General features: G+C 65.8%; 12 protein-coding genes. 5 read left to right on the plus strand and 7 right to left on the minus strand.

What is annotated here, in order from left to right; translation table 11 throughout:
• Window positions 1-104 precede the first annotated feature (104 nt).
• Window positions 105-695: a malonic semialdehyde reductase gene (locus tag XcuCFBP2542_RS13265; protein ID WP_104604029.1), complete on the minus strand. Its 591-nt coding sequence runs from the start codon at window positions 693-695 to the stop codon at window positions 105-107.
• A gap of 134 nt (window positions 696-829) precedes the next feature.
• On the opposite strand from XcuCFBP2542_RS13265, the gene XcuCFBP2542_RS13270 reads away from it, so the two are divergent.
• The gene (locus XcuCFBP2542_RS13270; protein WP_104604030.1) at window positions 830-1,777 is read left to right on the plus strand and encodes a mitochondrial fission ELM1 family protein; all 948 of its coding nucleotides are present in this window, start codon (window positions 830-832) and stop codon (window positions 1,775-1,777) included.
• A gap of 111 nt (window positions 1,778-1,888) precedes the next feature.
• Entirely contained in the window at window positions 1,889-2,452 is a 564-nt protein-coding gene (locus XcuCFBP2542_RS13275) for a VUT family protein (RefSeq protein WP_104604031.1), read from the plus strand.
• Between the two features lie 155 nt (window positions 2,453-2,607).
• On the opposite strand, the gene glnE is transcribed toward XcuCFBP2542_RS13275, so the two are convergent.
• From glnE to XcuCFBP2542_RS13295, 4 genes are all read right to left on the minus strand, one after another.
• Window positions 2,608-5,439 carry a bifunctional [glutamate--ammonia ligase]-adenylyl-L-tyrosine phosphorylase/[glutamate--ammonia-ligase] adenylyltransferase gene (gene glnE, locus XcuCFBP2542_RS13280; RefSeq protein ID WP_104604032.1) on the minus strand — a complete coding sequence of 944 codons (2,832 nt, stop codon included), beginning with the start codon at window positions 5,437-5,439 and terminating at the stop codon, window positions 2,608-2,610.
• 290 nt (window positions 5,440-5,729) lie between these two features.
• Complete coding sequence (locus XcuCFBP2542_RS13285; RefSeq protein WP_104604065.1) at window positions 5,730-8,138, minus strand: hypothetical protein; 2,409 nt, start codon at window positions 8,136-8,138, stop codon at window positions 5,730-5,732.
• 150 nt (window positions 8,139-8,288) lie between these two features.
• A complete protein-coding gene (locus XcuCFBP2542_RS13290; protein ID WP_104604033.1) occupies window positions 8,289-10,466 on the minus strand; it encodes a translocation/assembly module TamB domain-containing protein in 2,178 nt (725 codons plus the stop codon).
• Window positions 10,467-10,573: 107 nt separating this feature from the next.
• Complete coding sequence (locus tag XcuCFBP2542_RS13295) at window positions 10,574-11,647, minus strand: 3-deoxy-7-phosphoheptulonate synthase (protein WP_104604034.1); 1,074 nt, start codon at window positions 11,645-11,647, stop codon at window positions 10,574-10,576.
• Between the two features lie 573 nt (window positions 11,648-12,220).
• On the opposite strand from XcuCFBP2542_RS13295, the gene yjjJ reads away from it, so the two are divergent.
• Window positions 12,221-13,597 (plus strand): type II toxin-antitoxin system HipA family toxin YjjJ, encoded by a 1,377-nt coding sequence (yjjJ, locus tag XcuCFBP2542_RS13300; protein WP_425478039.1) that lies wholly within the window; start codon window positions 12,221-12,223, stop codon window positions 13,595-13,597.
• A 59-nt stretch (window positions 13,598-13,656) separates the two neighbouring features.
• Here the strand turns inward: yjjJ and XcuCFBP2542_RS13305 are convergent, their stop codons facing one another.
• Complete coding sequence (locus XcuCFBP2542_RS13305; RefSeq protein WP_170066990.1) at window positions 13,657-16,470, minus strand: TonB-dependent receptor plug domain-containing protein; 2,814 nt, start codon at window positions 16,468-16,470, stop codon at window positions 13,657-13,659.
• 505 nt (window positions 16,471-16,975) lie between these two features.
• Between XcuCFBP2542_RS13305 and xopX (XcuCFBP2542_RS13310) the strand changes: the two genes are divergently transcribed.
• Window positions 16,976-19,033: a XopX family type III secretion system effector gene (gene xopX, locus XcuCFBP2542_RS13310; protein WP_223214365.1), complete on the plus strand. Its 2,058-nt coding sequence runs from the start codon at window positions 16,976-16,978 to the stop codon at window positions 19,031-19,033.
• Between the two features lie 175 nt (window positions 19,034-19,208).
• Entirely contained in the window at window positions 19,209-21,326 is a 2,118-nt protein-coding gene (gene xopX / locus XcuCFBP2542_RS13315) for a XopX family type III secretion system effector (protein WP_104604037.1), read from the plus strand.
• Between the two features lie 118 nt (window positions 21,327-21,444).
• Here the strand turns inward: xopX (XcuCFBP2542_RS13315) and groL are convergent, their stop codons facing one another.
• Window positions 21,445-23,094 (minus strand): chaperonin GroEL, encoded by a 1,650-nt coding sequence (groL, locus tag XcuCFBP2542_RS13320; RefSeq protein WP_104604038.1) that lies wholly within the window; start codon window positions 23,092-23,094, stop codon window positions 21,445-21,447.
• Window positions 23,095-23,099 lie beyond the last annotated feature (5 nt).

The raw sequence follows: 23,099 nt of genomic DNA on the forward strand, positions 1-23,099 counted from the left end.
TCGATGCAACGCAACACTTCTGGCGGACGATCATCGGCCAGACCAGCACGCGGCGCACGCGCGCCACGGCCCCATGTCGGCCGACATCCCACCCCACACCGGCATCATTCGAACCGCGCCGCTTCTTCGAAGCTCAGGCGCGGCAGGCGCGGGAACAATCCCGATGGATCGCCGTAGCCAAGATTGACCAGGAAATTGGATTTGATCGGCGTGCCGGCAAAGAACGCGGCATCCACCTTGGCATTGTCGAAGCCGGACATCGGGCCGGCGTCCAGGCCCAGCGCGCGTGCGGCCAGGATCAGGTAGGCCCCCTGCAGCGAGCTGTTGCGGAATGCCGATTCGGTGCGGCCTTCGCGCGGGCCGTCGAACCAGCTCTTGGCATCGGCATGCGGGAACAGATACGGCAGCTTTTCGTGGAAATCCTCATCGTGCGCGACGATCACCGTCACCGGCGCGGCCAGGGTCTTGTCGGCGTTGCCTTCGGACAATGCTGGCTTGAGCTTGGCCTTGCCTGCGGCGCTGGTCACGAACACGAACCGTGCCGGACTGCCGTTGGCGGCCGTGGGGCCCCACTTCACCAGTTCGTAGAGCTCGCGCAGCAGGTCCTGGCTGACCGGCGTATCGGCGAACGCGTTCTGCGTCCGGGCGGTGCGGAACAGCTGATCCAGTGCGGCGGCATTGAGCGAATCGGACATAGGCACTCCAGAAGAGGGAATGGTGCGACGGTAGGCTGCAGCGTCGGCACCAGTGTGAAGACCCGCAGTGTAGAGTGGTGCGATGGCTGCCACACGCGCTCAATCTGAAACAAATCCATGTCGGATCTGAAACGATGGAGCTGACCTGGGCGCTGAGCGACGGCCGCGCCGGCAATGCGCGCCAGGCCGAGGCGCTGGCCCGTGCGCTGCACCCGGGTGCCTTCCAACCCATGCACCTGCAAGCGCGCGCGCCCTGGCGCTGGGCCGCCCCGCGCCTGTTACCCGCTGCGCACCAGGCATTTGGCGCGGCATTTGTGCGGCAACTGCAGCAACCGCCGGCACTGGCCATCGGATGCGGCCGGCAGGCAGCGCTGGCCACCCGGCTGCTGCGCGCCCGTGGCAGCCGCAGCGTGCAGATCCTGGACCCACGCCTGGACCCGCGCCAGTGGGACCTGCTGGTGGTCCCCGAACATGACGCACTGCACGGCGAAAACGTGCTCACCCTGCTCGGCAGCCTGCACCCGGTGGACGATGCCTGGCTGACGGCCGGGCGGGCCGCACGTCCCGCGCTGGGCGGCCTGCCCGGCCCGCGGCTGGCCCTGCTGGTCGGCGGCCCCACGGCGCAGGTGCCGTGGACGCCACCGGCGCTGGCGGCGCTGTGCGCAGGCTTGAGTGCGCAGCTACGTGCAGTGGGCGGTAGCCTGCTGGTCACCCTCTCCCGCCGCACGCCGACCGACGCCATCGCTCCACTGCGTGCGGTCTGCAGCGGGCTGCCACATCTGCTGTGGTGCGACGAGCGCGATGGCCCCAATCCGTATGCCGGCCTGCTGGGCTGGGCGGACGCGATCGTGGCCACCGCCGACTCGGTCAACCTGCTCTCCGAAGCCTGCGCCACGCGCGTGCCGGTGGCCGCAGCATTCAGCGATCTGGCCAGCGGGCGCGTGCGTACCTATGTGCAGGCACTGCGGCAGCGCCAGCGGCTGCGCGCAGCCGATGCAGTCCTCGACGCGGGCAGCGAGATCCTGCCCGTGCGCGAAACCGAGCGGATCGCCCTGCAGGTACGCGCACACCTTTCGGTATAGGGTCAGAGGCTAAGACCCTTCGCGCCCAGGTGCGCTCCCATCGCAGGTCGCTGCGCTGGTCCGGCCATTGCGGCACGCGGATAATCGACGCATTGCCCATCGATTATCGCCATGCCCAGCTTGCCTGCCCCGACGTTCGCACCGCTCACCGCCCGCGCCCTGCTCTGGGCGGTGCTGGCGATGGGCGCAGTGGTGCTGCTGTCCAACATCCTGGTGCAGTACCCGATCAACGACTGGCTGACCTGGGGCGCGTTCTCGTATCCACTGGCATTTCTGGCCAGCAATCTGGTCAACCGCCGCTTCGGGCCGCAGGCCGCGCGCTCGGTGGCCTGGTGCGGGTTTGCGCTGGCGGTGCTGCTGTCGGTATGGCTGGCAACGCCGCGCATCGCGGCCGCCTCGTGCACGGCGTTCATTGCCGCGCAATTGCTCGACATCACCGTGTTCGACCGGCTGCGTGGCGGCAGCTGGTGGCGGGCGCCAATCGTGGCCACCACCTGCAGCGCCACGCTGGATACCGCACTCTTCTGGGGCATTGCCTTCGCTGGCGCATCGCTGCCCTGGGTGAGCTGGGCCGCAGGCGATCTGGCGGTGAAACTGGGCATGGGCGTATTCCTGCTTGGGCCGTTCCGTGCCTTGCTGTGGCGCAGTGCGCCGCGCGCCCATGCCGACACCTGATGCAGCGGGGCCTGCGTGGCTGCCGACGCATGGCCCTCAGTGATCCTTCGCCGGCATCCGCAACACCGGCCGTCACGGTGATCCGTTCCTGCCGACGCATACGCAACAAGCTGCCCGAGGATCGGACGGGAGAGCCACCGGACCACACTGCACAGCTACAACGCAGCCACGTCCTTGCCGACGGGAAATGCCAGCCCCTGTGCACGCGCCGCGTTGAAGATGACGCTGCGCGCCTGCTGGATGGCCGGCGTGGGTGCGATCAGGCGTGGCCGCCTGTCCAACGTGCAGCCAAGGCCGGCATCCACCAGCATGGCATGCGCCGCATGCAGCGGCGGCGCCAGATCGGCCGGCAACCAGTGCGCCTGCACCAACGCATCGATCAAGCCAGGCGTGGAGCAACTTTCCAGCAAGCCCGGATGCTGGGCCGCGTGTTCCAGCACACCGGCCTGCAACAGGAATTCCAGATCCACCAGGCCACCGGCACCCTGCTTCAGATCCAGCCGCGCGGCGTCGCTGCGATCCAGTTCGGCGCGCATGCGTGCACGCATCTTGCGCACGTCCTCGTGCAGCAGCGCGACATCGCGTACGCGGGTGAGCGTGTCGCGGCGCACCTGTGCAAACGCATCGCACAGCGCGGCATCGCCGGCCACCGCCCGGGCACGCACCAGCGCCTGGTGTTCCCAGGTCCACGCGCGCTCGCGCTGGTACTCGCGGTAACTGGCCAGCGACGATACCAGCGCACCCTTGCCGCCGTCCGGACGCAGCCGCACATCGATGTCGTACAGCCGGCCGGCTCCGGTTTCGGCGGCAAGTAGCGCCATCACCTTCTGCGCGAGCCGCGCGAACCAGCGTCCCGCCTCCAGCGGCCGTTGGCCGTCGGAGTGTTCCGCCTCGCGCGGGTGGTCGTAGAGAAACACCAGATCCAGGTCCGAGCCGAAGCCCAGCTCCAGCCCACCCAGGCTGCCGTAGCCGACGATGGCGAACGTGCCGCCCGGCACCTGCCCGTGCACGGCCACCAGTTCCCTGCGCGCCAGCTGCAGCACCGTCTGCACCACCGCCTCGGCCAGCCAGGCCAGCTGGCGGGTGCTGTCCACCGCCTGCTGGCGGCCGTCGAGCGTGGCCAGCGCAATGCGGAAGCTCAGCGCCAGCCGGCGTTCGTTGAGCTCGCGCAGGGCCGCTTCGGTGTCCTCGATGTGCACGGTGTCGGCGCAGGCGGCCTGCAACGCGCCACGATCGGGCAGCGCACCGCCGATGCGGGTGTCGAGCAGTTCGTCCAGCAGCAGCGGATAGGCCGCCAGGCGCTCGGCCAGCAGCGCGCTGCGCGAGAGCACATCCACCAGCCGCGCAAGCGCGCTGGGCTGTTCGTCGAGCAGCGCCAGATAGCTGGTACGGCGCAAGGTGGCCTGCAGCAGGCCCAGCATGCGCCGGACCGCCGCATCGGGCTGGCTGCCCCGGGTGGCGGCGTGCAGCAACGCCGGCACTACGCGGTCCAGCCGCGCACGCGCGGTATCGGACAGGGCACGCACGCCGGAGGATTGCGCGAAATCGCCCAGCACCTGGTGCGCACTGCCCGGATCGTGCAACCCGATACCCAGCAGCGGCGCCGCATCGCCATCGGGCAGCGCTCGCCAGTAATCGGCCAGCGTATCGGGGGCGGTGGTGCGCACGCGCGGTGCCAGCAGTTCGGCGAACTCGGCGGCCACCTGCGTGCGGTGCGGTACCAGTGCGTCCAGCAATGCCTGCCAATCCGCATAGCCCAGGCCCAGCGCGATGCGCTCGCAGTCCAGCGGCGCCTGCGGCAGGGCGTGGGTCTGTGCATCGCGCAGCATCTGCAGGCGGTTTTCCAGCCGGCGCAGGAACCGGTACGCCTCGGCCAGCGCCACGCCGGTATCGGGTTCGATCTGGCCCGCAGCGACCAGCGCTTTGAGCGCGGGCAACAGGCGACGCTCGCGCAGGGCCGGCTCGCGCCCGGCGCGGATCAACTGCAGCGATTGCACCAGGAATTCGATCTCGCGAATGCCGCCCGGCCCGCGCTTGATGTCGTCCAGCCGGTCATGCCGCGCAACTTCGGCGGCGATGGCGGCCTTCATCTCGCGCAGGCCATCAAGCGCGGTGAAATCCAGATAGCGGCGGTAGACGAAGGGCCGCAAGCTCTCCAGCCAGGCCTCGCCGGCGGCGATATCGCCCGCCACCGCGCGCGCCTTGAGCCAGGCATAGCGCTCCCAATCGCGGCCTTCGCGCTGGAAATACTGGTCCATGCCGGTAAACGACAAGGCCACGCGCCCGGCACTGCCGAACGGACGCAGGCGCAGATCCACGCGGTGACTGAAGCCCTCGGCGGTGGTTTCGTCCAGCAGCCTGGCCAGTTGCTGACCCAGCCGCGCGAAATATTCCTCCGCCGCCAGCGGGCGTGGCCCGTCGGACTGGCCGCCCTGCGGGTAGGCGTACACCAGGTCCACGTCCGACGAAAAATTCAGCTCGCCGCCGCCCAGTTTGCCCAGGCCGAAGACCACCAGCCGCTGCACGCTGCCGTCGTCGGCAATCACCTGCCCATGGCGAGTGGAAAACTGCTGTTCCAGTGCCTGCAGCGCGGTCTGCAGACAGGTTTCGGCCAACACGGTGGCACCGGCCAGGGTGGCGTCCACGCTGTCCAGGCCCAGCACGTCGCGCCAGATCAGCCGGGTGGATGCGGCGGCGCGGTAACGACGCAGCTGCGCCGGCCACTCCTGCGGCTGCGCCGGGTCCAGCACCGGCACCGGCAGTGGCGGTGGATCGGCCTGCGCCAGCCGTGCCAGCAAGGCGGGTTGGCGCGCCAAGGTCTCCAACGCAAAGTCGCTGGCAAGCGCGAGCTGTTCGAGCGGCCGGGCGAGCGCATCGCCAGGCCATGGCTGCCCGGCAGCAGCAGCCTGCTGGACACGGGCCACGGCCCGTTCGATCAGGGCGGTCAGCGCGGGGGAGATGGGGCGGGAGGCAATGGAAGGCGACATGCCGCGATTCTGGCATCCCGGCCACGCAGCGGCACGGTGTTCTACGTGTACGCTCGACCAGCAGTCGCTGCGGCATGCATCACGGTCGGCCATGCCGTGGAGACTGCACCTGCCGCCAGACCCGCTGCGGTCGGCCAGACGTCAGGCAACAAAAAGCCCGCTTGCAGCGAACTGCCAGCGGGCTTTGCTCCCTCCCCCACGTCGGGATGCAAGAGCATAGTGCGCCCCCCAAATACAACTTGCACGCTGCACTGCAAAACAATACCAGACGGTACAGAACCGGGGCTTTGTCACCTGCCGTCGCCGCCTGGCGAGCTGATCGGGAGCAGATCCGGCTGCGCCTGGTACCACTGCGGCGCGCGTAGCAGATGCCATTCCGGAATGTCGTTGCGCAGGCCCACTGCCGCGCTCAACACGCCCCAACGCGCGAGCAGGCTGCCGCTGCGCTGGCGTCCCTGCAACCGCAGGCGCGCATCGACCTGGAAGCGTGCGTTATGCGCCTGCAAGCGATCCAGGATGACGGTCTCGCCCTGCCAATGCACGCGTCCGCTGACCTGTGCCTGGCCGGCGTCCATCAGGCGCAGCATCCAGTCCGGAACCGAACGGTCGCGTGCATATACCGCCATCAAGAATGCCAGGTCGCGCACTTGCACGCGCACGCGCCCATCCACACCGATCGGTTGCCGCCATTGCATGTGGGTGTCGTCCAGCACCACGCGCGCCCACCACCCGTCGCGGCGCTGCCCATCCGGGCCGGTGAAGCCGACATTGCGCAGCTGCACGGTACTGGCATCGAGGCGAAAGGTTTCTTCGCGCAGATCGCCACGCTGCAAGCGCAGATCCGCATCCACATCGCCGCGCATCGCAAGCCCTGCAAATTGCAGGCGCGCCGCACGCGCACCGATACGCAAACCACCCTTGCCGATCCGCCCACCCGGTTCAATCTGTAGATCGCCGCTGAGCACGCCGTTGCCACCATCGAAGCGCAGCTGCTGCTGCGGCAGATAGCGGTTGTACGCCCGTAGATCGGGCACGCGTGCATTGGCAAAGCTTAGATGCGCGCGCGTGGCATCGCGCAGGCTGGTCAGGTTGCGCGCATCGGCACGCGTGCGCAGGTCCAGGCGCAAATCGCGGCCTTGCACGAACGGACGTGCCGGCGCGTCGGTATGCGCAACCGAGAACTGCTGCATCTGCAGCGCCAGTGCCGGCAGCAACTGTCCGGCTGCATCGGCGTCCACACGCAGATCGGCGCTGGCCTGGCCGGCGATTGCATGCCCCATCACACCCACCTGCGCGCGCACGTGCGGCACCTGCAGGCGGCTGCCTGCACCGAGCTGGCCACGGTCGATGCGCAGATCTGCATCGACCAACCCATCGCCTTGCAGGGTGAGCCAATCCACATCGGGAAACAGCGCTGGAATCCAGCTCAGCGAGGCTAGCTGCCAATGCAGACGGGCATGCCCGGAAGTCCGCGGCAACAAGGCGCGCAGGCCGCCCAGCGGCAACTGCCGGCCCTGTACGCGCAGATCCGCATCCAGGGTGAGCCCGGCATCGGCTGGCTCAGGCATGGCGATCGTCAGGCGCATGTCGTCATCGACCTGCAACTGTGCGGTGAGTTCGCCCAGCAAGGCTGCCGGTGCGCGCGTGCCGTCGTGCAACGGTGTGCGCCAGTGCAGTTGGCTGCCGGGTTGCAACGCACCGCGCGCCCAGCGCAGCTCGCCATCTGCACGCCCGTTGCCAGCACGGGGAACGACGCGGTGGCGCCCCTGCGCATTGCGCGTGACATCCAGCGCCGCGGTGTCGCCATGCACGGCCAGCACGGCATCGGTCAGCTGCAGCAACGCCAACCCACGCGCCTGGTCGGGCCTGTGCCGCGCAATGCCGGCTTCCAGGTGGAGTTGTCCGTTGCGCAGCATCTCGCTCTGGCCCCAGCGCACACGCGCCTTGTCGAAACTGGCCCGCGAGGGAAACAGTTCCATCGCACCACCACGCAACTGCTTGAACAACCCCAACTGCAATTGTCCCTGCCCTTCGATGTGCAGTTGGCGCAGCGACAGTGCCTGCACCTGTTCCGCATCGATGCGATCGAACTGTAGCGTCCATGCGGGCGTAGCGGGCGGCTGGGCCGCAGCAGGCAGTTGCTTGGAGGCTTCGCTGCCTGGCGCCGTTGCCGCTGTGGCAGGGCCTGGTGTCCCTGGTGCGGCGACGACGGTGTGGCGAGCCGACTGGGCCGCAGATCTTTGCGGTATTGGATCCGATGCGACGGCAGCCTGCTGCGCGGCGGATGCAGCGCTGGTGGGCGGTGTGTTTCCCGCTGTTGCTGGCGGCGTCGTGGCCTGCAGTGCGGCACGCACGCCCTGCACCTGCAGCTCGGGCACCAGCAGTTGCCGGTGCAGCAGTGGCAACAGCCGGATCTGCCCGCGCATGCGCTGCGCACTGACGTTCCAGCTGTTGTGCGTGGAACGACCCTGCAACTCCACCTGCCACATCATCACTCGACCCGGCCACCAGGTCAGCGCCGGTCCCCAGTGCATGGCGAAGCTCTCCGGCTTGCGATTGAGCGCAGCCGGCCCCAGCGGGGTATTGAGCAGCAGGTTGCCCAACAACAAATAGCTTGCGTACAGCGCGATGACGGCCAGCAATGGCCAGCGCAGTACGCGCGGCAGGGCGCGCCAGCGGGCGCGAGGCGGCAGCGTCATGACGGCAGGCTCCTTGAACACCGCGCACGCGGCGTCACGCAGTGTGGCAAGCAGGCTGTGAGTGCGGTGCGCAGCGCGGCAATCCGACGTACTCCGTTGCCCATGCACACCACGCATTACCCGGCACGCTGCCTCATGCGGGCAGCGTCGTCACTTGCTCCTGGACACCGCAGGCAACAAGCCAGGCTGCGACTCATACCACTCGCGCGCGCCCGCCAGATGCCATTGGCGTTGCTTGCCATCGAGTTCGATGCCGGCACCGAGCACGCCCCAGCGCAGGTAGAGATTGCCGCGCCGCTGTGCATCATCGAGCGCCAGGCGGGCACGCAAGGACAGGCGCTGGTTTTCGGCATGCAGATCGTCGACGGTGAGTTGCTGCTTGCGCCAGCGCACCCGCCCGGTTGCGTCGAGTTGCCCCGAGTCCAGCAAGCCCACCACCCAGCGCGGATAATCGCTGCGCTGTGCGAACACCGACAATAGCGGCGCGGCATCGCGCATGCGCAACGCGGCATCGGCATCCAGCTGGAACGGTGCGCTGGCCTGGATGGTGCCGGCACCAACCTGCAACTCGCCCCACCAGCCGGCATCGGCGCCGTCTTCGCCCACGCGCATGTTGCGCAGGCGCACGCGGCTGCCGCTGAGGTCGAAGACCTTGTTCTTGAAGTCGGCACGCTGCAGCTGCGCCTGCAGCTCGGCATCGCCACGCATCTGCACGCCGGCCAGCGCCAGATGTGCGCCCTGGCCGCGCAACTGCGCATGACCGCTGCCTACCTCACCGGAGGCGTTGAGCGCGACCTCGCCGGTCAGGCTGCCGCGCCCACCGAGCAGGCGCACGGTGTTGCCCGGCAGATAGCGGTTGTAGACGGTCAGCTCGGGCACCTGCGCATCGCTGAAACGCAGCTGCGCCTTCAGCGTGTCGCGCAAGCGCGCCAGCTCGGCGTCGCCGTGCATGGCCAACTGGAGGTCGCGGCCATCCAGCAACACCTGCCGGGGCGCATCGCGCGGGGTGGCCTTGAAGGTGGGAATGCGCACGTCCAGGTGCGCCTGCGGCGTGGCAGCATCGTCGATGTGTCCGCGCGCCGTGGCCACGCCCGCCAGACGCGTATCGAACACCTGCGCCACCGCTTCCACGCGCGGAATCTCCAGGCGGCTGCCACTGGTCAGCCGCCCCTGCGCCATGCGCAGGTCGGCCTCGACCAGCCCACCGCCTTCCAGCTGGAACCAGGGCTTGCGCACGAACAGCTCGGCAATCCAGTTCAGCGATTCGAACTTCCAGCGCCCGCGCACCTGGCCGGATAGACGCGGCAGCACCTGCGCCGGCTGCTCGAACGGCATGCTGCGGCCGGCGATGCGCAGGTCGGCATGCAGTTCACTGCCGGTGTCTTCGTCGCGCGGCAGTCGCGCCTGCACGCGGATGTCCTGCGCCACGTCCAATTGCAGCGCAAGCATGCCGCGATCGGTGGCGCCCACGCCGGCCAGCAGAGGCAGCCGCCACACCGCGCGGCTGCCGGGCTGCAGCGCGCCGTTCGCCAGCGCGATGTCGGCCTCCACCCGCGCGGCCGACGGTCCGCTGCGGATGTCCACGTTCGGCACCCCGGTATCGATCTTCAACGCTACCGTGCTGGCTTTCAGTTGCAGGCGCGCCTGGGTGATGCCGAGCTTGCGCAGGCCGGGCGCGGCATCGCGATAATGGCGTGGAAACTGGAACTGCGCATCCAGCTGCGCATCGTTGAACACCTGCACGCCGTCATAGCTGACCACCGCTTCCTTGAAGCCGGCTTCGGAGGGAAACAGCTCCGATGGCCCGCCCTTGAGCTGCTTCAGAAAACCGACCCTGCCGTGCCCAGTGCCGGCGATCAGCAACTTGCCCAGGCGGGCACTGCGGATGCTGTTGCTGGTGATCGCATCGAAGCGCAGCGTCCAGCCGCGGTTGCCGCGCGGTGGCGGCGGGATAGGGGTGTCCGACGTCTCCACTTCTGCGCTGACATTGGTGGCATGCAGCCACGGCAGGCGTACCTCGCGCCGGAACAAGGCCAGCAATGCGATGCGCGCATGCGCGCGATCGGCGTGGAAGACATACACGGTGCGGTTGGCCTGCCCGCGCATGCGCACGTTCCAGGCCATCACCTCGCCCGGGAACAGCGTCAGTGCCGGGCCGGTCTGCAGGGTGAACTTGTGCGGCTGGCGGTTGGTGCTGGCATCGAACAACGGGGTATTGAGATAGATGTTGCCGGCCAGCAGGTACAGCACGTACAGCGCCAACACCACGACCACTGCAAGACGCCACGGCCGAGGCCAGCGCTGGAAGCGTTCGCGAAGAGAGGGCATGGGCTCGGGCGGCAGGAAAGTCCGCCGCCACTATCACGGGTGGGCCGACGCCGGGGCGTGAATACCGATGCTTGCCGCGCTACCGCACGCCGGCTAGCGGCCTCGACTCATGCGGCCTCGCCGAGGCGCTTCATACGGCGTGTACGCACCGCCATCGCCAGCCGCTCCAGCACCTGCACCGAGGTGGCCCAGTCGATGCAGCCGTCGGTGATGCTCTGGCCATAGGTCAGCTCGCCACCGGGCACCAATTCCTGACGTCCACCCACCAGGTGGCTTTCGACCATGACGCCGACGATACGCGTTTGGCCACCCTCCAGCTGCGCTGCAATGTCCTCGACCACTTTGGGCTGGTTCTCGGGATTCTTGCCGCTGTTGGCGTGGCTGGCGTCGATCATCAGGCGCGCCGGCAGGCCGGAGGCATTGAGCACCTGGCTGGCGGCTGCCACGCTGGCTGCATCGAAGTTGGGCTGCTTGCCGCCGCGCAGGATCACATGGCAATCCGGATTGCCGGCGGTGGCCGCCACGGCCGTCTTGCCGTCCTTGGTCACGGCCAGGAAATGGTGCGGATGCGAGGCCGCGCCCACTGCGTCCACCGCGATCTTGACGTCGCCGCCGGTGCCATTCTTGAAACCCACCGGACACGACAGGCCCGAGGCCATTTCGCGATGCACCTGGCTTTCGGTGGTCCGGGCGCCGATCGCGCCCCAGGCCACCAGGTCGGCGATGTATTGCGGAGAGATGATGTCGAGGAACTCCACGCCGGCCGGCAGGCCCAGGTTGTTGATGTCGCGCAGCAAGCCGCGCGCCACACGTAGCCCCTTGTTGATCTGGAAGCTGCCATCCAGGTCAGGATCGTTGATTAATCCCTTCCAGCCGATGGTGGTGCGCGGCTTTTCGAAGTACACCCGCATCACGATCTCCAACGCATCGCCGAACCGGTCGCGCAACGGGCGCAGGCGGCGGGCATAGTCCATCGCCGCCACTGGGTCGTGGATCGAACACGGCCCGATCACCACCGCCAGGCGGTCGTCGCGCCCGTGCAGGATCTCGTGCAGCGCGGCGCGCGATTGGGTCACGGTCTCGGAGGCGCGCTCGTCGCAGGGCAGCAGCGACAGCAGCTGCGAAGGCGGTGCGAGGGCTTCGATCTTGCGGATACGCAGGTCATCGGTTACAGGCGGCATCACAGTGTCTCGGGTCGGCAGTGCATCGGGGGAGCCAGGCAAAGCGGCAACAAAAAAGCCGCCAGTGTGCGCTGGCGGCTTTTCGGGAATGCTGCTGAAGTGTCCTTCAGGGTGAGCGCACTCCTTCCTCCGCCAGCGGCATCGGAAAGCCGTAGTACCAAAAATAAAACTGGCTGCGGGGTGCGTTCATGGGATGCATTGATACCACGCGTTTTTTTTTGATGCCACTGTTTCATCGGCAACGGAACGTGCAGGCCGACGCACTCTGCGCGCAGCACCGCAGGTGACCAGACGCGTCGGCATTCACACCTGCACAGGACAGATTGCTGCGGAACAACCGATGGATACGGGCAGTTGGCCCGGTGGAGCGGCGGCGTGTCGAGGCAGCGGTCCCGACCCGCGCAGCAGCGACGCTCCGGGCATCCGGGCCTGCCATGGAGAGCATCGAAAGTATCGTTTCATCATTTCTGCTTAGAGAACCGCTTTTTGGAGTCAAAATTGTTCTAAATCAGTTATTTGCAAATCACACATTCTTAATTTATCGTTCCACAAATCGTTTCATGGATGCTCTGCATGCCGCCGTCCGATGCAGTACAACGCCTGGTCGCCACACTGCGCCTCGAAGGCCCGTTGCGCGGTGCCGATCTCGCCACACGGCTGGGTGTGAGCAAGGCAACGCTCTCGCGCCTGGTCGCGGCAGCAGGCAGTGCCGTGCGGCGCTATGGCAACGCGCGCGCCACCCATTACATCGCCACCGGCGAGGTGAGAGGCGAACGTGCCTGGCCGCTCTACCGGATCGACGCTAAGGCCCGCGTCGTGCCGCTCGGCCAGCTGCATGCACTCCATCACGACCACTTCTGCGTGGAGTTGCTGCAGGACAACCCCGTGCTGCTGCGTCCGCCAATGCACCTGGGCGTGTTCGAGTCGCTGCCCTGGTTTCTCGATGACCAACGCCCGCAGGGATTTCTCGGGCGCAACCTGGCCCATCGCATTTCCAAGCCGTTGCGGCTGCCTGAAAATCTCACGCTGTGGTCGTCAAGTGACACGCTCGTTGCGCTGCTATCCGATGGACACGACCAGCTCGGCGATCTGCTGGTTGGCGAGGCTGCGCTGGCACGCGCATTGGCATCGATCGAGCAGCCTGAGTGCATCGAGCCAGAAGCACGCGCAGAAAGCTATCTGCAGCACGCCGATGCCGCACTACGCGGTGAGGACGTCGGTTCATCCGCTGCCGGCGAGCAACCGAAGTTCACTGCCCTGCTGCGCGACAACGCCGTGTATCGCCCGGTGATCGTGAAATTCTCCGACCGGATCGATCAGCCGGCCGGCCGGCGCTGGGCGGATCTGTTGCAGATGGAATCCCTGGCCAACCAGGTGTTGCTTGCCGGTGGCATCCCGGCGGCAACGACACACTGGCTGCAGGCAGGTGAGCGCGTGTTTCTCGAATCCACCCGCTTCGATCGCACACCGACGTTGGGCCGACACGGGTTTGTCTCGTTGATGGCGATCTTCGCTGCGTTCTACGGGCAGTCGGAGGTCGGCACATGGCGTGCGCTTGCGCCGCTGCTCCAGCGCGATGGCTGGCTGAGTGCGGAAGACACCGAGCGTCTTGAGGTGACCAGCTGGTTCGGTGCGCTCATCGGCAATACCGACATGCATCTGGGCAACGCCGCGCTGATGCTTGCCGACACTTTTCCGCTGCGGCTTGCGCCGGTGTACGACATGTTGCCGATGGCGCTACGGCCGGCGTCCAATGGCGAAGTCGTGCCCAGGGACATCCAGATTCCACCGCCCACGGTCGGCCAATTCGCCCAGTGGCGGCGCGCTGCCGCGCTGGCCGAACGGTTCTGGCAGCGATCCAGCGACGACAACGCCCTGAGTGAGCAGATGCGCGGCATCGCTGCGCGCGCATTGGCAAGCCTGCGCCGAACGGCCTCGCGCCTTGCCTGAGCCCTGGCTCGCGACACTGCACCACACGCCGCAGCGTGCGATGCAGCGGCCAGCCTCATTCAGAACGTAAACACATACTCCGCCGCCACTTCGCGGCCGATCGGGTTGAACAGCGTGGTGTTGTAGAAGCCGTAGCCGTAGAAGCGCTCCTTGTGTTCGTAGCCCACTTCGTTGAACACGTTGTTGACGTAGAAATTGACCTTGGCATAGTCGGTGATCCTGTAGCCAGTGCTGAGGTTCCAGTAGATCGCCGGGCCGACGCGGCCAAAATAGCGCTTGCTGGTCTGGCCCAGATTCACGTTGCCGGTATCGGTGACCAGGCACTGATCCGAGGCGCTGGGCTGGTAGCCATCGTCGAAGCGTGCGCAGGTGCCCCAGTTGACCGCACGCATCGAACCGAGCCGGCGGAAGAACACGGTCCAGTCCCAGGCGCCGCCGTTGTCCCAGTGCACGCTGCCGCGCACCCGGCTGCGCACGCGCTCGTCGCGGCGGTTTTCGTCGCTGTCGGTGCGGTAGATCTGCTCGCGGTAGGCAATCAGATTGTTGTAGTCCAGCGACAGCTGTAAGTTGCCCCAGCCGCCCGTGGCCAGGCGGTACCTCAGCGCGGCATCGATACCGGAGGTTTCCATCTGCGCCAGGTTGATCGGGCCGCGTTCGATGGCGGCGATGGTGCCGTCGGCATGACGTGTCACGCGCGAGGTGATGGTATCGCAGTAACCGGCGCCGCCAGGGTTGTTCCAGGCGCCGCCGCTGATGGTGGTGCCGGTACGGCAGCCGGCTTCGGCCGACAGGATCTCGTCGCGGTCCAGATCCTTGATCATGTCCTCCAGCTGGATGCGGTAGTAGTCCACGCTCAACGACAGCCCCTGTGCGATGTCCCACACCACGCCACCGGTGAACGAACGGCCGGTCTCCGAGCGCAGGTCGGGCGTGCCGCGCCGGTTCACATCCACGGTGTAGAAGATGTTGTTGTTCTCGTCGTTGCAGCCGCCGGTCTGGTACGCGCCGGAGGTGATGCAGCGATATTGGTCGATCACCGTCTGGTTGGTGGAGCTGGGTTCGCCCAGCACGTAGTGCATGTCCGGCGCGCGGAAGCTGGTGGCCAGGGTGCTGCGCACCAGCAGGCTCTCCACCGGCCGCCATTCCAGGCCGGCGCTCCAGGTGGTGTCGCTCTGCTGGCCTACCTCGGTCTGGATGGCGGCGGAGGAGCGATAGTTGCTGTAGCGGTCGTAGCGGCCGGCCACATTGGCGCTGAGCGTGGACAGCAGCGGGATCTGGAATTCCAGGCCGGCCGAACTGCGCAGGCGCTCGCCACCACCGCTGTCCACCACATCCACCGGGTAGCATTCGTTGGCGCAGGGGTCGGGCGAGAGTTGATAGCCCTGCTTGGCGACTTCGGCCACGGTGGCGAAGCGGATCGGCCCCGCCCATCCCTGCATCACATCGCCGCTCAAACTGAAAATGGCTTGGTTGACCCAGGAATACGCAGCGTTGTGCGACTTGGCCACCAGGCTGTCGTACTCGTTGGATGCCAGCGGCGCGTACCAGCGCGCTTCGTTGACCGCATAGATCGGGTTGCCATCGGCACCAGTCCCGAGCGGGCTGCCGAGGAAATAATCGGTGGCGCGCGCGGTATCCACGGTGCGGATGTATTCGTCCACGGTGTAGCGCGAACGGCCCACGCTCAGCTCCCAATCAAAGCGGTCGGCCCACACGCCGCGCAGGCCGGCGCCCAGATCCCAGGACTGTTCCTTGTTGTAGTTGGCCAACCGATCCCAGCCACCGGCTTCGCGGCGAGTGAGCTGGCGGATGGCATTCAACTGGCGTCCGGTGTTGGCATCCTGAAATGGACCCAGCAAGACATACGGCGGGTCATAGGTCCAGCGCCCGATGCTGCGGTTGGCCGACACCGTGGCCCAGGCCTCGGTCGCCGCGCCAAACTTCCAGGTGCCATACAGGTACGCCGAATAATCTTCGCTGCCGGTCACCAGGCCCCAATCGCCATAATCGCGCGCCATGCCGCAATAGCTGCCCGAATTGGTGAGTGCGCCGGTATTCTGGTTGTAGCTCAACCGCTGGCCGTCGATGAACTCACCGCCGAAACGCGCGCAGGTGCCCGGCGGCGGCGCGAGGCGCTCGTTGGTGTTGACGTCGACTAGGCTCAGGCCGGTGAACGGGTTGAACCCGTAGCGGCGGTTCTGGCCGGTCCAGTTGGAATAGGACATGTCGTCCGAGTCGTCCATCTTCGGGCGATCGCGCCCGCTCAATGGGTCGCGCCGGGTGGCCTGCAGCGCATAGGTCACGCTCCAGTTATCGCCGGTGCGCCCGCCGGCCCAGGACCCGTCGAAACTATCGCGACCGCCTTCAGTGGCGGTGCCGCCGCGCAAACGGAATTGATCTCCCTGGTAATCGCGCTTGAGGATCACGTTGATGACGCCGGCCACCGCATCCGAACCGTAGATCGCCGACGCGCCGCCGGTGAGGATGTCGATGCGCTCCACCGCGGCGGCGGGAATATTGCTGTAGTTGGAGAAATTGCTTTCACCGCCGTACGGCAGCGGGTAATCGGCCACGCGGCGGCTGTTGACCAACAGCAGCGTGCGGCCCGGCCCCAGGTCGCGCAGGTTGATCGGCGAGGCATTGGGCGTGTGCGAGCCCCACTGCGTGTCCGCTTCCACCGAGCCTTGCTGGTTCATGCTGTTGAGTACGTCGTAGACGGTGGCGAAGCCTTCCTGCTGGATCTGCTGCGCGGAGATGGTGACCACCGGCTGCGCGCCTTCGACCTGCGCGCGCTTGATGCGCGAGCCGGTGACGCTGACAGCATCCAGCGTGGACGTGGCGCGCGATGGATCGGGTTCGACTTGCTGGGCCATGAGCGGCGGTGCACACGCACCGGTCATGGCAAGGGACACGGTAATGGACACGGCAAGACGGTGACTGCGACAGTTCATGAAAGTCCCCCGGGAGAAGCCGGACGCGGCCGGCGTGGCAGTGCACTGCAACGACGTCTGCCAGCGATGCATGCATCGCCGCCCCTTGTCCGATGGCCCCCTGACCACTCGACGCAAACGCCTGCCCAGCGACGCTAAGGCTCCGATGACATCGGTGTCAATACACCTGTACTGGCAGTGATGCCTTTCCTCACATTCAGCCGCCTGGCACTGGCCGCTCGGTGGCTGACACGCGTCGAGCGCACTCGACAATGCAACTGGCCCGCAGCGGGCTTGCCATGCAGGCCACGGCTGCAGCTTTCGTATGTCCGTCGTTCTTCTTGCAGTGCAGTATTTCGCGTCGCGGTGTACCGCTGTGTACAGACGTACAAATAATACAGGGGTAGCACGGATCGTCGTCTGGTTATTTCCTATCAAGGAGCGCTCTGTGGAGATCAAGCAGCCGCAAACAGCAGGACCATCTTCTCCCGCTTCGCCGCACGACGTTGGTACGGACACATCCTCTACAGGGGCCGCCGTGCCGTCTCCTCCATCGCCGATGCAAACGCCGGTCGATCCCCGCTTGTCGGCGCTCACAGCGCGCGGCCATTCGCGCGTGTCCATCCCCAACTCGGAGCATGGCTCCTCGCCGACAGCATCGCATGGGCCTGAACTGCAGACGCATTCACCGGAACTCGCCTCCCGCTCGTCTACTGCCGCTACCTTGGTCACGCGTGCCAACGCTGCGTTGACACGCGGGGTTCAGCGGGCTTACGCCTCGGTATCCGAGGGCGCATCCAATCTTTGGTCGCTGACGGATCTCCGCACCATGCTGCAGATCCATGCAGACGACCCCACATTTCTGGCAGTCCTAAGGGGCGCCGATCCGGAACAACCGACGCCACATACCTTGTCGTCCTGCCGCCAGCAGATACAGGAGCTCGGCCGGCTCATCGAAACTGCAGAGGGGATTGGACCACATCAGCGCAACCAGCTGCTGGGCGACGTCAAAGAGATATTGAACGCCCTGCAGCCGCTCGATCACTCCACACCAGTCGCCTCACGAGTACTGAAGTCGGTTGGCAATCTCATCAATTTCTGGCCAATCGTTGTTCCCAGCCCGCTCATGGGCAATCAGGCCAAAACCCTCGCTTTCACGATGTCCACCGCCACCAAGGGGGTGCTCGCCATGTCAGCCTCGGCGTTACGCCCCAGTGCTGACGGCTTACCCTTTCCGTTCGCCGGAGGTCAGCTAGGCCGAGACGCGAACGAAATGCATCTCTACAACGTGCTAATCAACACGCTGTTCCTCACTACCGAACTTCCGAAGAAATTCGGCGATCCGACGTTGCGCAGAAACGCTGAGACGGTCAGCCAGAATATGGGCTACGCCGCAGGCATCTCGGTGAGCTTCACGGCCATGATGCTGACCCCATTCCTGTGGAACAGCCTCAGCGCGCTCGGCAATAAACTGCTGGACAAGACGGCACGCCTGGGCGCCGCCGCAGCGCAGGCAACGGGCCTGAACAACCAGGCGGAGCAACTGCGTGCCCGTCTGACGCCTGCCCGAATTAACCAAGAAGTACGCTCGCAGCTAGAGGAGATCCGCGAACAGCTGGACGCCTCCTGCGAGACCTTTCAGCTGGCGCGTCGCAGCTTCATCGATCAGGATGGAGGGCGGGAACTCACCAGAACGGTGAATGCGCAATGCACGCATCTGTTGGAAACGCTAGACAGGTGCAGCAAACGGCTTGCGAGCGTATTGCATCTGGATGGCGATCAGATGCCGGGTATTCCGCGCCAAGTAACCAACCACGATGTCTCCTCCAAGGTGGCATTGATGATACTGGCAACCGCAGTGACCGGCTCGACCATCTACCTTATCCAACCGGATCGGTTGGGCACGATCAACCTGCTCAGTGACACCTGCATCGTGACAGCAGTGATGGCACAGTCGGTATGGAACAAACAGGCGACGCGGCAAGACGCAATGGACCGCTTCAAGGCCATGTGCGGTGGCAGCATGGTCATCGCCCTTGCACTGGGCGCAGAAAAATTGTCCAAGGTGCTCACCGACAAAAGCTTGATAGAGTCCTCGCCCAACGCTCAGTTTTACGCCGGTGCCATCATGTCGCTGATGGCGGTAACGATGCCAGGCCCAATCGCACGCGGTGCGGAGCTGGCGATGAACTGGGGCGGACGCCAGCTTGGCCGCATGTTCACCGGCCCGGATGGCGCACAGCTGGCAACCTTTGTTCCCTCTTCTGCCGAAGAACTGCAGCAGATGTCCCAAAACACGTTGGCGTATCTGTTCAGCCTGGAAGATGAGCAGCTGCAGGACTATACGAGGACCGTGGGAGACTCCATCCTTCAAGCAATCCAGGACGCTGGCGAAGCGACACACGCCGGGCCCAGCAGCAACGTGACCCTCACCGAGATCGATGACAGCCAATCCGCCGCGCCCGAGCATGCGCCAGAGGGCGCTGGCAAGACGCGATCCGATTGAGCGCCTCCGCGCCGACGGTGCCTTTGCATAATCCGATTAGGCCCACGGCACGCCGATGCCGTGGCACGCACGTTGATCGCCATTAGGACGCAACCGCTTTGGAACGAAACGCGTAGTTACGAAGCATCTACCAGTGACGAACTCTACCGCGCCCAGTAATTTCGAGGAATTTCCCATGCACATCAAGCAAGCGAACCAGGCGGAGGCAGCCAGCCCGCTGCGCGAGCAAATTCCGCAGGAAACGGCTCCGACATCGCAGCCGACTCCTCATGATGCAGTCCCCCAACGCCAAGTCGATCCACAATTGAGCGGGCTCACCCAGCGCGCAAGCAGGCCCTCTTCGCCAGCAGAACGCCCTGACATCGAGATCGCCGACGCAGACATATCCAGCGTTGATACAGATGGGGAACAGCACCAGCACCCTACGCTGCAATCCAGGTCGCCTGCAGCGCATGCACCCAGTTCGCTGATTCGCAGAGCAACCGCCGGCCTGACCGAGGGGGCGCTGCAGCTCTCCGGGACGCTCAAAAACGCCGCCTCCAGTCTGTGGTCACTGACGGATTTGCGCACCATGCTGCAAATCCATGCGGACGATCCTGCATTCCTGCAAATGGTGCGTCATACCGACCCGGAACACAGCAGGCCGCACAGCCTGGCCGCGTGCCGCGAGCAGATCACGCAGCTGCGCGGCGCCATCGAAGCGGCAACCGGTCTGGAAGCACGCTTCCGTCAGCAATTGCTCGGCGACATCAAAGCCGTGGAAGACGCGCTTCGACCGCTGGAACACGGGACACCTGCGCCCGGGCGGGCGCTGAAGTCGCTGGCCAATCTGGTCAATCTCTGGCCCCTGGTGGTGCCCAGTCCGCTGCTCGCCAACCAGGCCAAGACCTTCGCCTATTCCATTGCCGCAGCAACCAAAGGCGTGATGAGTCTATCGGCATCGGCGCTGCGCCCCACCGCCGACGGGCTTCCGTTCCCGCTGATGGGCGGGCAGTTGGGGCGCGAAGCCAATGAAATGCATTTCTACGCCATCCTGCTCAACGGACTGTTCCTCACCACCGAGCTCCCCAAGAAATTCGGCAACCCGTCCGTGCGACAGCAGGCCGAAGCGGTGGAAAGCAACCTGGGATTTGCTGCAGCCGCATCGACGGCCTGCACAGCGATGGTGCTGACGCCTTTCCTCTGGAACAGCCTCAACGCACTCGGTAATCGAATGCAGCATGGCGTCTCCCACGTGGGCGCGAGTATCGCGGACCGTGTCGGCCTTCAGACGCAGGCTCAGCGGCTGCGCGCGCGCCTGACGCCCGGACAGATCAGCGCGCACCTGCGCACGCAACTCAATGAGATCTGTGCCGCCCTGGAGAATGGCCGCGACGCTTTTCAACAATTACGTCGCGACTTCACCGCCCCGAACCAGGGGCACGAGCTCACCCGCACGCTCAATGCCCAATGCACGCATCTGCTGGAGACGCTCGACCAATGCAGCAAGCGATTGGGCGCCGCGCTGCAAGTCGATCAGGACCAGCCAGCCACCATCCCGCGTCAGGTGGCCAACAGCGATATTGCCTCCAAGTTGGCATTGGCCATGCTAGGGGCCGGAGTGACCGGACTGACCGTCTACCTGATCCAGCCGGATCGGATCGGCACGGTAGACCTGCTGGCCGACTTCGCCGTGGTGACGACCGTGATGATGCAGTCGGCGCTGAACAAGCACGCGACCCGCCAAGACGCGATGGAGCGCTTCAAGGCCATGTGCTCCGGCAGCATGGTCATGGCGCTGGCGCTGGGTGTGGAGAAGCTGTCCAAGACCTTCGCAGACAAGAGTCTGATCGAAGCATCGTCGGCATCGCCCTACTACGCCGGCGCGATCATGTCGCTGATGTCGATGACAATGCCTGGCCCAATGGCGCGTGGCACGGAACTGGCGATGAACTGGGGCGGGCGTCAGGTCATGCGGGTGTTCAAGGGACCCGATGGCACCCCGCTCGCAACCCGCATGCCGTCCTCGCCCGAAGAGCTGATCCAGACCGTACAAGACACAGCGAGATATGTGGAAACGCTGTCGCCGGAAGAGGCGCAGCAGTACGAGCAGATGGTCGGAGAGATTGCGCTCCAAGTGATCGAGGACGCGGGCGCGGGCGCGCAGACCAGGCCCAGCGGCAGCGTCACGATCACCGAGATCACCGACGACGCCCAATTCGCCGCAGGGAACGCATCGCCTGAGCAGGGTGCACCTGCGCAATCGCATCTGCCAACCGATGCGACCGCAACCAGCGCAGTGCGTTCGCCCTGACGTCACGACCAGGTGCAAGGGGCGAGAGTGGGCATCCGCGTCGTGGTGAAGCGCACATACAAAAAAACCCCGCCTTTCGGCGGGGTCATTTTTGATGCAACAGCCAAAGTGGTGTGGATCAGAAATCCATGCCGCCCATGCCGCCCATGCCGCCCATGCCGCCACCGGCCGGCATCGCCGGCTCGTCCTTCTTCGGTGCATCGGCCACCATCGCTTCGGTGGTTATCATCAGGCCGGCGATCGAGGCCGCGTTCTGCAGCGCCGAACGGGTGACCTTGGTCGGGTCCAGGATGCCGAATTCGACCATGTCGCCGAACTCGCCGTTGGCGGCGTTGTAGCCGTAGTTGCCGGTGCCTTCCTTGACCTTGTTCAGGATCACGGACGGCTCTTCGCCGGCATTGGCCACGATTTCGCGCAGCGGGGCTTCCATGGCGCGCAGGGCGATCTGGATGCCGTGGGTCTGGTCTTCGTTGGCACCGGTCAGGTTGCCGACGGCCACCAGCGCACGCACCAGGGCCACGCCGCCGCCCGGGACCACGCCTTCTTCGACGGCTGCACGGGTGGCGTGCAGGGCGTCTTCGACGCGTGCCTTCTTTTCCTTCATTTCGATTTCGGTCGAGGCGCCGACCTTGATGACTGCAACGCCGCCGGCCAACTTGGCCACGCGCTCCTGCAGCTTTTCACGGTCGTAATCGGACGAGGTGTCTTCGATCTGGGTCTTGATCTGGCCGACGCGCGACTCGATCGTGGCCGAATCGCCAGCACCGTCGATGATGGTGGTGTTTTCCTTGGAGACCTGCACCTTCTTGGCGCGGCCCAGGTCCTTGATGGTGGCCTTTTCCAGCGCCAGGCCCACTTCCTCGGAGATCACGGTGCCGCCGGTCAGCACGGCCATGTCTTCCAGCATCGCCTTGCGACGGTCGCCGAAGCCCGGTGCCTTGACGGCCACGACCTTGACGATGCCACGGATGGTGTTGACCACCAGGGTCGCCAGCGCTTCGCCTTCGACTTCTTCAGCCACGATCAGCAGCGGCTTGCCGGCCTTGGCCACGCCTTCCAGCACGGGCAGCAGGTCACGCACGTTGGAGATCTTCTTGTCGTGCAGCAGGATGAACGGGTCGTCCAGGTCGGCCGACTGGCTCTGCTGGTTGTTGATGAAGTACGGGGAGAGGTAGCCGCGATCGAACTGCATGCCCTCGACCACGTCCAGCTCGTTTTCCAGGCCCGAACCTTCTTCAACGGTGATGACGCCTTCCTTGCCGACCTTCTGCATCGCTTCGGCAATGATGTTGCCGATCGACTCGTCCGAGTTGGCCGAGATGGTGCCGACCTGGGCAATCGCCTTGTCGTCGGTGGTGGGCTTGGAGATGTTCTTCAGCTCGACGACGGCGGCCTTGACGGCCTGGTCGATACCGCGCTTGAGGTCCATCGGGTTCATGCCGGCGGCCACGGCCTTGGCGCCTTCGCGGATCAGGGCCTGGGCCAGCACGGTGGCGGTGGTGGTGCCGTCGCCGGCGTTGTCGTTAGTCTTGGAAGCGACTTCCTTGACCATCTGCGCACCCATGTTCTCGAACTTGTCGGCCAGTTCGATTTCCTTGGCGACGGAGACGCCGTCCTTGGTGATGGTCGGCGCGCCGAAGCTCTTCTCGAGCACGACGTTGCGGCCCTTCGGACCCAGGGTGGCCTTCACGGCATTGGCAAGCACGTTGACGCCACGAACCATGCGGGTACGTGCGTCTTCACCGAAACGAATGTCTTTAGCAGCCATTTGTA

The sequence above is a fragment of the Xanthomonas cucurbitae genome (assembly GCF_002939885.1).
GTDB classification, from domain to species: domain Bacteria; phylum Pseudomonadota; class Gammaproteobacteria; order Xanthomonadales; family Xanthomonadaceae; genus Xanthomonas; species Xanthomonas cucurbitae.

What these genes read in the sequence shown, in the direction of transcription:
- glnE (WP_104604032.1), bottom strand. Translation starts at nt 5,439, where the DNA reads ATGTCGCCTTCCATTGCCTCCCGCCCCATCTCCCCCGCGCTGACCGCC.
- XcuCFBP2542_RS13295 (WP_104604034.1), bottom strand. Translation starts at nt 11,647, where the DNA reads ATGCCGCCTGTAACCGATGACCTGCGTATCCGCAAGATCGAAGCCCTC.
- xopX (WP_104604037.1), top strand. Translation starts at nt 19,209, where the DNA reads ATGCACATCAAGCAAGCGAACCAGGCGGAGGCAGCCAGCCCGCTGCGC.
- XcuCFBP2542_RS13285 (WP_104604065.1), bottom strand. Translation starts at nt 8,138, where the DNA reads ATGACGCTGCCGCCTCGCGCCCGCTGGCGCGCCCTGCCGCGCGTACTG.
- XcuCFBP2542_RS13275 (WP_104604031.1), top strand. Translation starts at nt 1,889, where the DNA reads ATGCCCAGCTTGCCTGCCCCGACGTTCGCACCGCTCACCGCCCGCGCC.
- XcuCFBP2542_RS13270 (WP_104604030.1), top strand. Translation starts at nt 830, where the DNA reads ATGGAGCTGACCTGGGCGCTGAGCGACGGCCGCGCCGGCAATGCGCGC.
- XcuCFBP2542_RS13305 (WP_170066990.1), bottom strand. Translation starts at nt 16,470, where the DNA reads ATGGCCCAGCAAGTCGAACCCGATCCATCGCGCGCCACGTCCACGCTG.
- XcuCFBP2542_RS13290 (WP_104604033.1), bottom strand. Translation starts at nt 10,466, where the DNA reads ATGCCCTCTCTTCGCGAACGCTTCCAGCGCTGGCCTCGGCCGTGGCGT.
- groL (WP_104604038.1), bottom strand. Translation starts at nt 23,094, where the DNA reads ATGGCTGCTAAAGACATTCGTTTCGGTGAAGACGCACGTACCCGCATG.
- yjjJ (WP_425478039.1), top strand. Translation starts at nt 12,221, where the DNA reads ATGCCGCCGTCCGATGCAGTACAACGCCTGGTCGCCACACTGCGCCTC.
- XcuCFBP2542_RS13265 (WP_104604029.1), bottom strand. Translation starts at nt 695, where the DNA reads ATGTCCGATTCGCTCAATGCCGCCGCACTGGATCAGCTGTTCCGCACC.